Raw genomic sequence first — 13524 nt, forward strand, 5'->3', positions numbered from 1 at the left:
CGCGCTCGCTACGATTTGCCGCATGGAACCTCTCATCGTAGTGATCCTCGCGGGATTCGTCGCGGGCGCAATGAATGCGCTGGCCGGCGGCGGATCGTTCGTGAGTCTGCCCGCGCTCATCGCGGCGGGCGTGCCACCGGTCCAGGCGAACGCTTCGTCGACTGTCGCGCTGTTTCCCGGCGGCGCCGTGAGCGCGTGGGCGTATCGCGATGGCCTGAGTCCTGTCGGCGCGGTATCGATTCGCAAGCTGCTCGTCGCGACGCTGTTCGGCGGCCTGGCCGGCGCGGTGCTGTTGCTGTCGACATCGTCATCGACATTCTCGTTCGTCTTGCCCTGGCTGCTGCTATGCGCGAGCCTGACGCTCGCCTTCGGCCGACGCCTCGGCGAAGCGTTGCGCAAGCGCTGGCGTATCGGCGCGCCCGCCGTGCTCGCGATTCAATTCGCGCTCGGCGTATATGGCGGCTATTTCGGCGGCGCGGTCGGCATCATGATGATGGCCGTGTGGGGCTTGCTCGACACGCGCGACCTGAAGAGTCTCAACGCGCCGCGCACGCTGCTCGTGAGCGCGGCGAATTCGGTTGCGGTAATCACGTTCGCCGTGGCGCATGCCGTGCGCTGGCCCGAGACCCTCGCGATGCTCGTGGCCGCGATTGCCGGCGGATACGGCGGCGCGCAAGTGGGCCGGCGCGCGTCGCCCGCGCTCATCAGAGGAGGGACGCTGCTCGTGAGCGCAGGCATCACGGTCGCGTTCTTCGTGAAGACTTACGGGCCGATGCTGTCGCATCGATGACGCGCCACCTTCCTTATCGAACCATCATGATCGATGCCTTGCTCGAAACCGTCGGTGCGCTTTCGGTGCTCGCAAGCGTGGCCGCCAAGATTGCATGGATGCGCGAGCATCGTGAAGACGTCGCCGATCGCACGGCCTCGCCGACGCGCCGTCCGCAGTGCGCGCGCATCGAACATGCGAAGCGCGGCGCTGCGCGGTATCGTCGATGCAGGCAACGTGACTCAGCGCGCGTTGCGCACGAGCGGCGGTAATCCGAGCGGCTTGGCTGCGGATTCATAGGCGCGAATGAAGCGGGGATCGTCGGCAAGTTCGCGCGCCATCCACTTGGCGAGTTCGTCGCTGCAAGCCGGTTGCGCGATGGAATCGAAACACGCGGAGTTCGCGGGCATCATGCTCGCTGCCCAATAGAAGCTGAAGAGCGTCTGCTTTTCCGCGGGTTCCATGTGAAGGGCATCGGGCGCGGTGCCGGAAAGCCAGCGTTCCAGCTTGGCCGTCAGCGTCGCTTCGGTTTCCTGCTTCTCATAGGAGAAGACATAGCCGCCGCCTGCTTGCGCCGTGTGAAAGTCGTCCATGACGACGGCGGTCACGAAGCGAACCGCGCGTGCGTTGGCCGCAAACGATTGCGCATGCGCGTTGACGATCACGCACCAGAGCATGACGAGCAATGCACTTGTTGTTGGCCGTGCCCATGCACGGAATTCTTGTCGATTGCTTCGCGGCTTCACGCAGGTACGGAGAAAGAGGTGGACGCTTCTGACGCTCACGGCGCCGGGGCCGATGCGCGATTCTACTGATTTATCGCGACGCCGGATTAGACGCGCGCAAAAAAACAAACGGCCCCGAAGGGCCGTTGTGCACCGAGGCAGACCGCTTGTATTACAGCGGCTGGATGGTCGAAGCCTGCTTGCCCTTCGGGCCTTGCTTGACTTCGAAGCTCACCTTTTGGTTTTCCTGGAGCGACTTGAAACCCTTGGACTGGATTTCGGAGAAATGTGCAAACAGGTCTTCGCCGCCGTCATCCGGCGTGATGAAACCAAAACCCTTTGCATCATTGAACCACTTGACCGTACCTGTTGCCATTTTTCCAAACCCTATGAGACGAATTAAACGTTGATGATGCGCTCGCCGTTTCGAGCGACAGTGATTTTTACCACGGCTTGCTATTTTGGTCCAATAAGCGTTTTTGCTTATCTTATTGCCGCACGGTCGTCATAAAAGCCAAAATTACTTGGCCGCTCGCAATATACCGGTTTATTTTTCCTCCTTGCGTTTCACGAGTCTGTACGGTTTCGTACGAACTACCCAACGCGAAGGCGACGGCGGCATCCGGGCAGAGTGGCGAAGTTGCGTCCACAATGAGTGAGTCAATATCCCTCTCACGGAGACTCGCAATGTCAGTGTCGTCGAACGAATCGCCTGTCTGGTTCATCACGGGTTGCTCGACCGGCTTCGGCCGGGAATTGGCCGCCGCCGTCATCGAGCGCGGCTGGCGCGCAGTCGTTGCCGCGCGAAACCCGGATAGCGTGACGGACCTCGTCGAACGGGCGGATGGCCGCGCGATCGCCGTTCGTCTCGACGTCACGCGCCCCGATGAAATCGCCGCCGCGATGCACGATGCGCGCAACGCGTTCGGCCATGTCGACGTGCTCGTCAACAACGCAGGCTTCGGCTATCTCGCCGCCGTCGAAGAAGGCGAGGACGACGAGGTGCGCGCGATGTTCGAAGCGAACTTCTTCGGTGCGGCCGCGATGATTCGCGCGGTGCTGCCCGGCATGCGCGAGCGCCGCTCGGGGCATATCGTCAATATCACGTCGGTGGGCGGGCTCGTCGGCAATCCCGGCAGCGGCTACTACGCGGCGACGAAGTTCGCGCTGGAGGGCCTGGGCGAAGCGCTTGCCCGCGAAACGGAAGCGCTCGGCATCAAGGTCACCGCGGTCGAGCCCGGACCGTTTCGCACGGATTGGGCGGGGCGCTCGCTCAAGCAGACGCAACAGCCTATCGACGATTACGCCGAAGTCGCGGGCCGCCGCCGCGCGAGCATCGCGGAGAAAAGCGGCAAGCAGGCGGGCGATCCCGCGCGTGCGGCGCAAGTCATCATCGAAGCGGTGCTCGCGCCGCAGCCGCCTGCGCATCTCGTGCTCGGCAACGCGGGCATGGACCTCGTGCGCCGCAAGCTCGCGCGCCTCGACGCGGACCTCGGCGCGTGGCAGGAACGCAGCGCATGGAGCGATAACCCTATCGAGTGACGGCGTTTGTCTTCGCATCCATCATGGAAACGGCCGAGCAACATGTCTCGCGTCTCGTCGCGACCGATGCGGCGGCGCTCGGCATCGAGCCGCCCGCCGTGCGATTCGTCGCGACGAATTCGGGGCCGTGCTATGAAGCGCTCTTCGATCGCATCGAAGTCGATGCACGCACGCTTCTGTTGCCCGAGCCTTTGTTGCGCCTCGTGATCGCGCATGAAGTGGCGCATGCCACGCAACGGCCGGCGCTCTTGCTCGATTTCGCGTGGACCGTGCTCGGCGTGGCCGCGCTCATCGCAGGGCCGTGCGTCATGTTCGCGGCGTGGCCTGACGATGACCTGTGGCGCGTATCCGTTCCTGGTGCTGTGTTTGCGTTCGTCGTGGCGATGTTGTTCAAAGCATGGCGAACGCATGGCGCGAAGCGCGCGATTGCGCTGGAACTCGATGCCGATGCGAAAGCCGCCTTGATCTGCGGCGCGCGGCCCGCATTGCAGGCGCTCGAAGCGATGACCGAGCGCGGCATCATCGACGAGATGCGCCTTAAAGCCATGCGCGAGCGTTGCAAGTGAATTAAAGGACCGGAAAGCGCGTGCCGTTAAAAGTCTTGATGCGCGCCTGCATGATCGGTCATGTTGACTTGTCGAAGCGCGGCATCGGACAAAGATACAGGATTCATTCATGAGCGATGCTAAAGGCGCTGCCAGCACGATTGCAATTCATTCGGCTTCGTCGGGCTGCGCGGGATGCAAGACCGATCCCGATTCGACGATCGCGCTTGCGTTCGCGTTTCAGCCGATCGTCGATGTCAAGGCCGGCGTCGCCTATGCACACGAAGCGCTCGTTCGCGGTCCGCAAGGCGAACCGGCAAGCACGGTGTTGGGGCAGGTGAACGCCGAGAATCGCTACCACTTCGACCAGCGCTGCCGCACGACGGCCATCGCGCAGGCCGCGCAACTCGGGCTCGAAGGCTTCCTCTCGATCAACTTCATGCCGAACGCGGTGTATCGGCCCGAGGCCTGCATTCGCAGTACGTTCGAAGCGGCGGACAAGCACGGCTTTCCGATCGAGCGAATCATCTTCGAGACGGTGGAAGGCGAGGACATCATCAGCCGGCCGCATCTCGTCGATATCTTTCGCGCCTATAAGCGTTTCGGTTTCCAGACGGCTATCGACGATTTCGGCGCGGGCTACTCGGGCCTCACGCTGCTCGCCGATTTCCAGCCGGACCTCATCAAGCTCGACATGGATCTCGTGCGCGGCATCGATACGGATACGGTGCGGCAACGCATCGTGCGCGGCGTGCTCGCCATTTGCCGCGATCTCGGCATTCGCGTGATCGCTGAAGGCATCGAGACCAAGGGCGAGCGCGACTTCTTCATCGCGAACGATGTGCCACTGATGCAGGGCTACTTCTTCGCCAAGCCCGCTTTTGCGGCGGTTCCTTCGCTGAGCGCGCAATCTTTCGCTCTCTAAGCGTGGCTCGCTTCTTGCGTGAATCTTGCGTGAACTGAAAACGCGAAGGCAACGCCCTTGCATGGGAAGGGAACCAACGCTTCCGGATGACCGATCATGCTTGTCTTGTTTGTAGAAGATGACACCCATCTTTGCGATGCATTCCGAGACCTCGCGGTGTCGCTGGGACATGTCGCGCACGTCGCCTATGACGGTCATCAGGCGATGCTGCTCGCCGCCGCCCACAGCTACGACACGATCTTCCTCGATCTCGGCTTGCCCGATGTCGATGGTCGCGATTTATGCCGGCGTTTGCGCGCGGCGGGTCCGAGCAGGCTCGCGTGTGTCGTGGCCGTCACCGGCGACGACCGGCACCAGAATGATGCGCACGAGCACTTCGACGGATTTTTCCTCAAGCCATTTACCGCGGATGGCTTCAGAGCGGTGCTGAACGCGTGCTAAAGCGCCTGGCGATTCTCTTTAGCTAGAGATCCATGTCTTCGGCGGCTTTGCGCGCGCGACGCTCTTCATTGGCGCGTCGTGCGCGCAAGCGTTGACGCGACAGTTGCGCGATCACTTCGCCGGTGCTCGCGCCTGCCGCGATTTCATTGCGTATGACGTTCGGGACCATGGGCAGGCCCATGCGCTGTCGGCGCAGCGCACGTGCGATGGCGGTACGGCAGTCTTGTCCGTGACAGTCCCATTCGTCACGGATTCTTTCGCAGTAAGGGCACTTTTCCATTCGTGCAGTTTACTGCGAAATGTACGCCCGCCGCCCGTGCGCCCGGTCACTCAGCCGCTCAACTGATTCGACGGAGCCGGCCGCCGCGCGCGCTGATGATGATCGAGGCTGCGTCGCAAGATTTTCTTGACGAGCGCCTTGAGAAAGTGAACGGACCGATCCGCACGCACGTTCAGATCGAATGGCTTAAGCCGGACGACTTCGCGGCCATTGCGCTCGGCCAGTTTCGCCCGTGTTTCGCGATGATCCGCCGCCATGTCCGACAGCGTGTCCGACGCTTCCCGGAACGATGCGCGATCGACGCGTGCGCACACATGGCAGGCGCGCTGAAACTCCTTGTCGAAGACGGTCAGCCAGAAGTCGTCCATTTCGCCGCCATTGCAGCGTGCAAGCGCTTCGCGGCCATTGATGCGCAAGTCGCGCATGTCGTGCAAAGTGGCCTTCTGCGTGATGCTGCCGAAGCGCCGCCGATAGCCGAGCAACGGCTCGCTCACGCGAAAATAGCGCCTGGCGCGAAGGTACAGCGACGGTATGAGCGCCATGTCTTCGTACTGCCGGCGAACCGGGAACTGCATGTCCCTGAACATCGCGGTGCGATAAACGCGCGCCCACACGAAAGTGTGAAACGTGTCCGCGAACTGCTGTAGCGCATCGCGGTTCATCGGATGGCCGCCGCCTTCTCCGGCGTTCACGAGTTCGAGGCCGTCGAGTTCGCGGCCATCGTCGTCGATGATCTTGACGTTGTATTCCACGAGGTCGTACTGGTCTTCGGCCAATCGCGGAATGACCGCTTGCGTGAAGTTCTTCAGATAGATGTCGTCGCCATCGAGAAAGCCGACATAAGGCGTGCGCACGGCGGCAAGGCCCGTGTTGCGCGCGGCGCTCACGCCGCCATTCGCTTGCCGCATGACTTCGATATGTCTGCCGCCGTCGCGATCGGCAACGGCTTGCGCCGCTGCGTATGTTTCGTCACGAGAGCCGTCGTCGACGACGATGATCTTCATTGCATCGATATGAGGCTGCGAAAGCAGGGATTCGAGTGCTTCCTCTATATAGCCTTCGACTTCATAGGCTGCCACCACGATGGTGAGCAGCGGACTTTTGTACTGCACAGAGTCACGTTCAAAGGACATATGGACGCTCCGTCGTTGATGGTTAGGGTTGCGTCGCGTGGTTGACGCAATGGCGCGCGAAGCTGCGTGCGCCCCAGACGAGTGAGTGCTTGAGTCGAATGTCTGTCGATGATGTCTGCGGCGCGCCCGGTCATTGCATCGAATGCAATGGAAGGGCGACGTTGAGCCGTCTCATCGGGAATTGAGTCCCGAAGTGATGCACTGGATGTGATGGGGAATCGCAGTAGATCGACATTTCCAAAGCGGGTTCCCCCGAATTCGCTTTGGTATGACCTGCTGCGTATAAGCGTGCTGTGAGATGCTTTCGCAAGAACGGTGCCGCGCTTGATTCATTCACGCGGTGCGATGCATGTTAGCCGTACAAAAAGAATGAACGCCGCCACGGCGTTCATCAATGTGACTCACAGACTTCATGCGATGAAGCACAAAGCCTGTGCAACTCACACGCGGAACATGCTGACCGCGCGCGCAAGACGCTCTGCATGGTCGCGCAATTCAGCGGTCGAATGTTCAGCCTCGCCGACGAGCGCCGCGTTCTGCTGAGTCGCTTCGCCAATCAGCATGACCGCGCTATTGACCTGCTCGATGCCGCTTGCCTGCTCGCGCGACGCGACGCCGATCTCACCGACGATCGCATTGACTTGCGTCACGCGTTCGACGATGCCGTTCATCGTGCTGCTGGCCTGCTCGGCGATCTTGTATCCGCGCGAGACTTTGGCTGCGGACTCGGCGATCAACGCTTCGATCTCCTTCACTGCGGCGGCGCTTCGTTGCGCAAGCGCGCGCACTTCGGATGCGACCACCGCGAAGCCCTTGCCGTGCTCGCCCGCACGCGCGGCTTCCACCGCTGCATTGAGCGCGAGAATGTTGGTTTGAAACGCGATGCCTTCAATCGTCGCGGTGATGTCCGCGATGCGGCGCGCGGATGCATCGATCTCGTTCATCGTCTCGACGACGCGGCCCACTGCTTCGCCGCCTTCACGCGCGGCATCGGACGCCGATGCGACGAGCGTGCCCGCCTGCGCGGTGTTCGCGGCGTTGTGCTGCACCGTCGACGTGATCTCTTCCATGCTGGCCGCGGTTTCCTCGACGCTTGCGGCCTGCGTCGCGATGCGCGATGCAATGTCGGTGCTGCCCGATGCAATGCGCGCGGTGCCGTCCGTCATGTCGGCGGATGCGCTGCGCACTTGCGCGACGATGCCTGCAAGCCCTTGCGCGATGCCGTCGATCGCGCGCATGAGGCGGCCGATGTCGTCTTCGCGGTCCGTATCGATGCGCACGGTGAGATCGCCCGCTGCGATGCGTTCCGACGCGCGCGTGACTTCATCGATGGGACGGCCGATGAGACGCTTCACCGCCAACAGCAGCACGCCGACGAGCGCGACGATGACCGCGAGTCCGAGCAGCAGGAAGCGATTGCGGCTCGCGTGCACGCTGGCGAGCAATTCATCGCGATACGCGATGCCGCCGATCACCCAGTTCCATTGCGGCACCGTCATATAGACGATTTCCTTGGCGCCGCCATGCACGCGCGCGTTGGCGCCGGCAATGTCCTCGCCTTCGAATGCGAGCTTGCCTTCGCGCGTGTCGAGCATCTGCTTGAAGGGCGCGACGCGTTCGTCCGCCATTTGCCCTTCGCCATCCGGATGCACGAGCAGCTTGCCGCGATTCGCGCCATTCGATGCATCGACGACGAAGTGATAGCCGCTCTCGCCGATGGTGAGCTTGCGAATATCGTCCTGCAACGCGGCCATCTCCGACGACACGTCGACGCCGACGAAGAGCGCGCCGATCACGCGCCCCGACGCATCCGTCACGGGCTTGTACTCGGTGATGTACTGCTTGCCGAACAGCGCCGCAATGCCGATATACGACTTGCCGTTCAGCACCGGCCGGTACGCCGGCCCCTTGCGATCGAGCAGCGTGCCGATGGCGCGCGCGCCGTCCTGCTTCTTGAGCGAGGTCGTCACGCGCACGAAGTCGTCGCCGGTGCGCGCGAACACCGTCGCGATGGCGCCGCTTTCCGCGAGGAACGCATCGGGAATGGAGAAGTCGCCGTTCAGGGGCTTGTCGCCGGTGAGGAGGGTCGGCGTCGCGACCCCGCCGATATCGACCGTATGCGCTTCATCGAGCGTGAAGCTGTCCTGCAGGCGACGCGAGAACATCGTCATGAAGCGCGAGACTTCAGCGCTGACGGCCGTGTCGTAGAGGCCGATCATCGTGACGATCGAACGGTTGTCGCTTTCGACGCGGGCGATCGCGTGCGCGTCGATCTGATCGCCGGCCGAGCGCGTGACGGCGAGCGTGAAGCTCGCAACGACGATTGCCGCAAGCGCACACGCGATAGCGGCAAATTTGGCCCCGACGTTCGTGCGGGCCAGAGAGATGTGGGGCATGGGAAGGACTGGAGAGTTACCGGAGAGTTGAAACGTTGTCGTGTCTATATCGGCAACAGACGGCCTCGACTTGAGGCAAACGTGCTCTCGCGTCGAGCGGTCGTTTGCATGCGGCATGCAACATGCCGCATGCAAAATGCCATTTTCGCGTCTCACAGAAAACGATTGACGGTCGTTCGAGACTTCTCGTCTCGCGGCGCGACGCTTGATGGCAGCGCTTCTGAGACGGCGCTAGGGAAAGTCCTAGGCTACCGCCTCCCCGCCATCGTCTATATCCTTTAGAAAAACGTTTTCCAAGAAAAACTCCAGTGGCGTGCGTGCCTTCGAGCGACGCCACGCCTACGGCGCTCGTCGCCGTCCATGAACAAAAGACACGCGGTCCGACGAGCGCCGCCGCGTACCGGAGACTTTCATGCAAACAGCCGTCGTCGGCGTCGTGCGTGCCGCGAGCCGTTATCGCTGGACCGTGTGTGCGTTGCTCTTCTTCGCGACCGTCATCAACTACATGGACCGGCAGATTCTCGGTCTGCTCGCGCCGCTGCTCCAGCACGACATCGGCTGGACGCAGGTGCAGTACGGCCGCATCGTGATCGCGTTCTCCGCTTTCTATGCGGTCGGCCTGCTGTGCTTCGGGCGCATCGTCGACTGGCTCGGGACGCGCATCTCCTACGCGCTCGCGATGTTCGTCTGGAGCATCGCCGCGATGCTGCATGCGGCGGTCGGATCGGTAATGGGCTTCGCGATGGTCCGCGCGCTGCTCGGCATCGGCGAAGGCGGCAACTTTCCCGCCGCCATCAAGACGACGGCGGAATGGTTCCCGCGCCGCGAACGCGCGCTGGCAACTGGTATTTTTAATTCAGGCGCGAACATCGGCGCGGTCTTCGCGCCCGCCATCATCCCGGCGCTCGCGGTGGCGTTCGGCTGGCGCGCGGCGTTCGTGATCATCGGCGCAATCGGCCTCGTGTGGCTCGCCGTGTGGTTCGTCATGTATCGCCAGCCGGACGGCAGCGCGCATGACGACGAACTCGCCGAAGAGAACGACGAAGCCGCCGCCGCCGATGCGCGCAACGCGAAGGCCGCCGCGCCCGGCTTCGGCGTGCTCATTCGCAAGCGCGAAACGTGGGCGTTCATCGTCGGCAAGTTCCTGACCGACCCGGTGTGGTGGTTCTATCTGTTCTGGCTGCCGAAGTGGCTGAACGAATCGCGCGGCATGGACATGCAGCACATCGGCTTGCCGCTCGTCGTGATCTACGCGATCACCACGGTGGGCAGTATCGGCGGGGGATGGATTTCGTCGGCGCTCTTGCGCTCGGGATGGAGCGTGAATGCTGCACGCAAAACTGCAATGCTGATCTGCGCATGCTGCGTGTTGCCGATTGCATTCGTTTCGCAGGTTCACGACCTGTGGATCGCGGTGAGTATCGTCGGTCTCGCGGCGGCGGCGCATCAGGGCTGGTCGGCCAACCTCTTCACGACGGCATCGGACCTGTTCCCGAAGCGCGCGGTCGGCGCGGTGGTCGGTATCGGCGGGATGGCGGGTTCGGTCGGCGGCGTGCTGTTCTCGGAAGTGATCGGCCAGGTCCTGCAACGCACCGGTCAGTACTGGGCGCTGTTCGCCATCGGCGCGCTCGCGTATCTCGTGGCGTTCGGCGTGATGCACGTCCTCACGCCGAAGATGACGCCCGCGAAACTCGGCGCCTGATTGCGAACGTCGCGAGCGTCGGGATCATGCGCCGCGCTTCACGTGCTCGTTGCTGTCATGGACGCCGCAGCCGCGGTCGATTCACGCACGATGAGGCGCGGCTCGAACATGGAGTTGCCGGGATCGGGGTGACCGGCGAGTGCGTCGATGAGTTTCTGCATCGCGAGTTCGCCCATCTTCTCGCTCTGGATGTCGACGGTGGTGAGGCCGGGCGCGGCGTAGGCGCCGTAAGGCACGTTGTCGATGCCCGTCACCGACACGTCCTGCGGCACGCGAATGCCGAGCGTCGCCGCTTCCTTCATGAAGCCGAGCGCGATGAGGTCGTTGTAGCAAATCACCGCTTGCGGCCGCTTCGGTCCGAGCATCACGCGCGAGCAGGCATGTTCGCCGGCGAGCGCGGTCGGCGCGTGGGCGTCGTGCACGTCGAGTTCGAGGCCGGCTTCTTCGAGACACTCGCGCACGCCGCGGATGCGTTCGTCGTTGATGCGCGCCTGGCCGAAGCCGAGGTATGCAATATGCCGATGCCCGAGGTTCAGCAGATGCCGCGCGAGCATGTGCGCGGCGAGCCGGTTGTCGATGCCGACGCTCGGAATCGGCAGCGCCTCGGCGTTACGCAACAGAACGACGGGCTTGTCGAGATCGAGCATCCAGCGCGCGTCCTCATCGGGCAGACGCGAACTGACGATCAGCCCGTCCACGCGCTGCGACAACGCTTCGATCAGCGGCCGCTCGCGTGCCTGCTGTTCGTCGATATCGACGAGAAGCAGCGTGTAGTCGTGCCGCAGCGCGATGCGGTTCGCGCCTTTCACGACGTTGGTGAAGTGCGGATTGCTGATGTCGAGAATCGTGAGGCCGATGGTGCGCGTGCGGCCGGTGATCATCGAGCGCGCAAGCGGATTCGAGCGATAGCCGAGCGATTCGATGGCCTCCTTAAGCCGCGCTTCGACCGGCGCCGAGAAGCGCTGCGCGCCGTTGATGTATTTGGACACCGTCGCGACCGAAACGCCCGCTGCGGCGGCGACGTCGCGAATGGTCGGAGAGTTTTTCTTCATCGAGGTAACGTTTTCTCTGACTTTTCCAATATTTTCGGATTGTCGCAGAAAACGGCGCGGTCGAAATGTTTTTTGCATGCGGCATGCAATCGACAAAATGCCATTTGACGGCGGGTTGCGCGGATCGCTATAGTGCGGAAAACGTTTTACTTCATTCTGCTTTTTACGCATTCGAGAGGAGTGTTGCGATGAACCAGTCAACAGCAGCGGGCAAGCCGTTCAAGCGCCTGCTCCTGACCGGCGCCGCCGGCAATTTGGGCCGTCAGTTGCGCGGCGCGCTCGCGCAATGGGCCGATGTGGTGCGTGCATCCGACATCGCGCCGATCGACGACGCAGCCGCCCACGAAGAAGTGAGCGCGGTAGATCTCGCGGACCGCGACGCGGTCATGCGTCTGGTGGAGGGCGTCGATGCGATCGTGCATCTCGGCGGCATTTCGGTCGAAGCGCCGTTCGACGACCTGATCGAGGCGAACATCCGCGGCACGTACAACATCTATGAAGCGGCGCGGCGTCACGGCGTGAAGCGCGTGGTGTTCGCGAGTTCGAACCATGCGATCGGCTTTCATCCCGTGACGGAAGTGCTCGACGCCGACGCGCCGCAGCGCCCCGACAGCCTCTACGGCGTGACGAAGTGCTTCGGCGAATCGCTGTCGCGCTATTACTTCGACCGCTTCGGCATCGAGACGGTGTGCCTGCGCATCGGGTCGTCGTTCGAGGAGCCGAAGAATCCGCGCATGCTCGTGACCTATCTCAGCTATCGCGATTTCATCGAACTCGTGCGCTGCTCGCTGTTCACGAATCGCGTCGGGCATGCCGTGGTGTACGGCGCGTCGAACAATCCGCTCAAGTGGTGGGACAACACGAAGGCGAACTTTCTCGGCTTCGATCCGCAGGACAGCTCGGCCGAGTTCAGCGACCGCTTTCCGGTGCGCGCGCCCACCGACGATCACGACGATCCGGCGCAGCGGTTCCAGGGCGGCGCGTTCGTGCTCGGCGAGCCGATGGAGCGCAGCCGATGACTAGCACGCCTCGCGTGGAGCGGATCGAAGCGGCAGGGCGCGCGGCGGTCGGCGAGTGTCCTGTTTGGCATGCAAAAGACCGCGCGCTGTATTGGGTCGACATTCCCGCGCGGCGCATCGTGCGGTTGCGCACCGAGAGCGGGCAGCGCAGCGAATGGACGCTGCCCGAACAAGTCGCGTGTTTTGCATTCGATGCGGCGGGCACCATCGTCGCGGGCATGGAAAGCGGGCTCTTCGCGGTGACGCTGCAAGACGCGGGCGATGTGCGTTTGACGAAGCTCGCCGCGCCGCGCTTCGGTGCATCCGAAATGCGCTTCAACGATGGCCGCTGCGACCGGCAGGGCCGCTTCTGGGCCGGCACGATGGTGCAGGACATGGCGCAGGCGAGCACCGCGGGCGCGCTCTATCGCTTCGATGCGGATGGCACGCTGTCCGCGCCGATCGTCGACGGACTCATCACGCAGAACGGCCTCGCGTTTTCGCCGGATGGCGCGACCCTGTATCTGTCCGATTCGCATCCGCAAAGACGCCTGATCTGGGCCTTCGATCTCGATACCGACACGGGCGTGCCGCATGACCGTCGCGTTTTCGTGGATCTGAATCATCACGTGGGGCGTCCCGATGGCGCGGCGGTCGATGCCGATGGCTGCTACTGGACCTGCGCAAACGATGCCGGCTGCCTCTTGCGCTTCACGCCGGAGGGCAAGCTCGATCGCACCGTCGCGGTGCCGGCCATCAAGCCTTCGATGTGCGCATTCGGCGGCGACGATCTTTCCACGCTCTACGTGACATCGATCCGTCCCGCTTCCAACGCCACCGACGACGACGGTTGCGTGTTCGCTTTGCGTCCCGGCGTGCAAGGATTACCGGAGCCCGGCTACGCAGGAATGTTACCGGTCGCATAAACGTCACGAAGAGGCGCGTGAAAGCGCCTCTTTCCGGTGTTTTTTCGGCAAAACACAGGCTAAACACCAGTTCTGCAGTTCCTCCTTAAA

General features: G+C 62.9%; 15 protein-coding genes. 9 read left to right on the plus strand and 6 right to left on the minus strand.

Annotation, left to right across the window (positions count from 1 at the left end; all coding sequences use genetic code 11):
* Positions 1–22: 22 nt before the first annotated feature.
* Together NCR39_RS27190 and NCR39_RS27195 are read left to right on the plus strand one after the other, a co-directional pair.
* The gene (locus NCR39_RS27190) at positions 23–790 is read left to right on the plus strand and encodes a sulfite exporter TauE/SafE family protein (RefSeq protein WP_250455705.1); all 768 of its coding nucleotides are present in this window, start codon (positions 23–25) and stop codon (positions 788–790) included.
* A 26-nt stretch (positions 791–816) separates the two neighbouring features.
* Positions 817–1041 (plus strand): hypothetical protein, encoded by a 225-nt coding sequence (locus NCR39_RS27195; RefSeq protein ID WP_250455707.1) that lies wholly within the window; start codon positions 817–819, stop codon positions 1039–1041.
* Here the strand turns inward: NCR39_RS27195 and NCR39_RS27200 are convergent.
* Together NCR39_RS27200 and NCR39_RS27205 are read right to left on the minus strand one after the other, a co-directional pair.
* Positions 1012–1446 carry a hypothetical protein gene (locus NCR39_RS27200; RefSeq protein ID WP_250455911.1) on the minus strand — a complete coding sequence of 145 codons (435 nt, stop codon included), beginning with the start codon at positions 1444–1446 and terminating at the stop codon, positions 1012–1014. The two genes, NCR39_RS27195 and NCR39_RS27200, sit on opposite strands and share 30 nt — an antisense overlap.
* Positions 1447–1666: 220 nt before the next feature.
* On the minus strand, positions 1667–1870 hold the full coding sequence (locus NCR39_RS27205) for a cold-shock protein (RefSeq protein ID WP_008347993.1): 204 nt from the start codon (positions 1868–1870) through the stop codon (positions 1667–1669).
* Between the two features lie 311 nt (positions 1871–2181).
* Between NCR39_RS27205 and NCR39_RS27210 the strand changes: the two genes are divergently transcribed.
* The 4 genes from NCR39_RS27210 (at position 2182) to NCR39_RS27225 (ending at position 4947) form a co-directional block, all read left to right on the plus strand.
* Entirely contained in the window at positions 2182–3036 is an 855-nt protein-coding gene (locus tag NCR39_RS27210; protein WP_250455710.1) for an oxidoreductase, read from the plus strand.
* 23 nt (positions 3037–3059) lie between these two features.
* Entirely contained in the window at positions 3060–3602 is a 543-nt protein-coding gene (locus NCR39_RS27215; protein ID WP_250455711.1) for a hypothetical protein, read from the plus strand.
* A gap of 109 nt (positions 3603–3711) precedes the next feature.
* Positions 3712–4506 carry an EAL domain-containing protein gene (locus NCR39_RS27220; RefSeq protein ID WP_250455713.1) on the plus strand — a complete coding sequence of 265 codons (795 nt, stop codon included), beginning with the start codon at positions 3712–3714 and terminating at the stop codon, positions 4504–4506.
* A gap of 96 nt (positions 4507–4602) precedes the next feature.
* Positions 4603–4947 carry a response regulator gene (locus tag NCR39_RS27225; RefSeq protein WP_040052506.1) on the plus strand — a complete coding sequence of 115 codons (345 nt, stop codon included), beginning with the start codon at positions 4603–4605 and terminating at the stop codon, positions 4945–4947.
* A gap of 22 nt (positions 4948–4969) precedes the next feature.
* On the opposite strand, the gene NCR39_RS27230 is transcribed toward NCR39_RS27225, so the two are convergent.
* The 3 genes from NCR39_RS27230 to NCR39_RS27240 all read right to left on the minus strand — a co-directional run bounded on the left by NCR39_RS27230 (position 4970) and on the right by NCR39_RS27240 (position 8756).
* The gene (locus NCR39_RS27230; protein WP_040052505.1) at positions 4970–5227 is read right to left on the minus strand and encodes a hypothetical protein; all 258 of its coding nucleotides are present in this window, start codon (positions 5225–5227) and stop codon (positions 4970–4972) included.
* Positions 5228–5277: 50 nt separating this feature from the next.
* Positions 5278–6360, minus strand: a complete 1083-nt coding sequence (locus NCR39_RS27235) for a glycosyltransferase family 2 protein (RefSeq protein WP_250455717.1) — start codon at positions 6358–6360, stop codon at positions 5278–5280.
* A gap of 440 nt (positions 6361–6800) precedes the next feature.
* A complete protein-coding gene (locus tag NCR39_RS27240) occupies positions 6801–8756 on the minus strand; it encodes a methyl-accepting chemotaxis protein (protein WP_250455719.1) in 1956 nt (651 codons plus the stop codon).
* A gap of 412 nt (positions 8757–9168) precedes the next feature.
* Here NCR39_RS27240 and NCR39_RS27245 point away from each other — a divergent pair, with 412 nt between their 5' ends.
* Complete coding sequence (locus NCR39_RS27245; RefSeq protein ID WP_250455721.1) at positions 9169–10458, plus strand: MFS transporter; 1290 nt, start codon at positions 9169–9171, stop codon at positions 10456–10458.
* Between the two features lie 38 nt (positions 10459–10496).
* Here NCR39_RS27245 and NCR39_RS27250 read toward each other — a convergent pair whose 3' ends face one another.
* Positions 10497–11510: a LacI family DNA-binding transcriptional regulator gene (locus NCR39_RS27250; RefSeq protein WP_250455723.1), complete on the minus strand. Its 1014-nt coding sequence runs from the start codon at positions 11508–11510 to the stop codon at positions 10497–10499.
* A 188-nt stretch (positions 11511–11698) separates the two neighbouring features.
* On the opposite strand from NCR39_RS27250, the gene NCR39_RS27255 reads away from it, so the two are divergent.
* Both NCR39_RS27255 and NCR39_RS27260 read left to right on the plus strand, forming a co-directional pair.
* The gene (locus NCR39_RS27255; protein ID WP_250455725.1) at positions 11699–12529 is read left to right on the plus strand and encodes an NAD-dependent epimerase/dehydratase family protein; all 831 of its coding nucleotides are present in this window, start codon (positions 11699–11701) and stop codon (positions 12527–12529) included.
* A complete protein-coding gene (locus tag NCR39_RS27260) occupies positions 12526–13434 on the plus strand; it encodes an SMP-30/gluconolactonase/LRE family protein (protein ID WP_250455726.1) in 909 nt (302 codons plus the stop codon). The genes NCR39_RS27255 and NCR39_RS27260 overlap by 4 nt, the downstream gene beginning before the upstream one ends.
* The last annotated feature ends 90 nt before the right edge of the window (positions 13435–13524 follow it).

It is taken from the genome of Caballeronia sp. ATUFL_M2_KS44 (genome assembly GCF_023630965.1).
Lineage (GTDB): Bacteria > Pseudomonadota > Gammaproteobacteria > Burkholderiales > Burkholderiaceae > Caballeronia > Caballeronia concitans.

Bases quoted from the DNA above. Each gene is read 5' to 3' on its own strand.
- NCR39_RS27190 (WP_250455705.1), top strand. From the start codon at position 23: ATGGAACCTCTCATCGTAGTGATCCTCGCGGGATTCGTCGCGGGCGCA.
- NCR39_RS27195 (WP_250455707.1), top strand. From the start codon at position 817: ATGATCGATGCCTTGCTCGAAACCGTCGGTGCGCTTTCGGTGCTCGCA.
- NCR39_RS27200 (WP_250455911.1), bottom strand. From the start codon at position 1,446: ATGCTCTGGTGCGTGATCGTCAACGCGCATGCGCAATCGTTTGCGGCC.
- NCR39_RS27205 (WP_008347993.1), bottom strand. From the start codon at position 1,870: ATGGCAACAGGTACGGTCAAGTGGTTCAATGATGCAAAGGGTTTTGGT.
- NCR39_RS27210 (WP_250455710.1), top strand. From the start codon at position 2,182: ATGTCAGTGTCGTCGAACGAATCGCCTGTCTGGTTCATCACGGGTTGC.
- NCR39_RS27215 (WP_250455711.1), top strand. From the start codon at position 3,060: ATGGAAACGGCCGAGCAACATGTCTCGCGTCTCGTCGCGACCGATGCG.
- NCR39_RS27220 (WP_250455713.1), top strand. From the start codon at position 3,712: ATGAGCGATGCTAAAGGCGCTGCCAGCACGATTGCAATTCATTCGGCT.
- NCR39_RS27225 (WP_040052506.1), top strand. From the start codon at position 4,603: ATGCTTGTCTTGTTTGTAGAAGATGACACCCATCTTTGCGATGCATTC.
- NCR39_RS27230 (WP_040052505.1), bottom strand. From the start codon at position 5,227: ATGGAAAAGTGCCCTTACTGCGAAAGAATCCGTGACGAATGGGACTGT.
- NCR39_RS27235 (WP_250455717.1), bottom strand. From the start codon at position 6,360: ATGTCCTTTGAACGTGACTCTGTGCAGTACAAAAGTCCGCTGCTCACC.
- NCR39_RS27240 (WP_250455719.1), bottom strand. From the start codon at position 8,756: ATGCCCCACATCTCTCTGGCCCGCACGAACGTCGGGGCCAAATTTGCC.
- NCR39_RS27245 (WP_250455721.1), top strand. From the start codon at position 9,169: ATGCAAACAGCCGTCGTCGGCGTCGTGCGTGCCGCGAGCCGTTATCGC.
- NCR39_RS27250 (WP_250455723.1), bottom strand. From the start codon at position 11,510: ATGAAGAAAAACTCTCCGACCATTCGCGACGTCGCCGCCGCAGCGGGC.
- NCR39_RS27255 (WP_250455725.1), top strand. From the start codon at position 11,699: ATGAACCAGTCAACAGCAGCGGGCAAGCCGTTCAAGCGCCTGCTCCTG.
- NCR39_RS27260 (WP_250455726.1), top strand. From the start codon at position 12,526: ATGACTAGCACGCCTCGCGTGGAGCGGATCGAAGCGGCAGGGCGCGCG.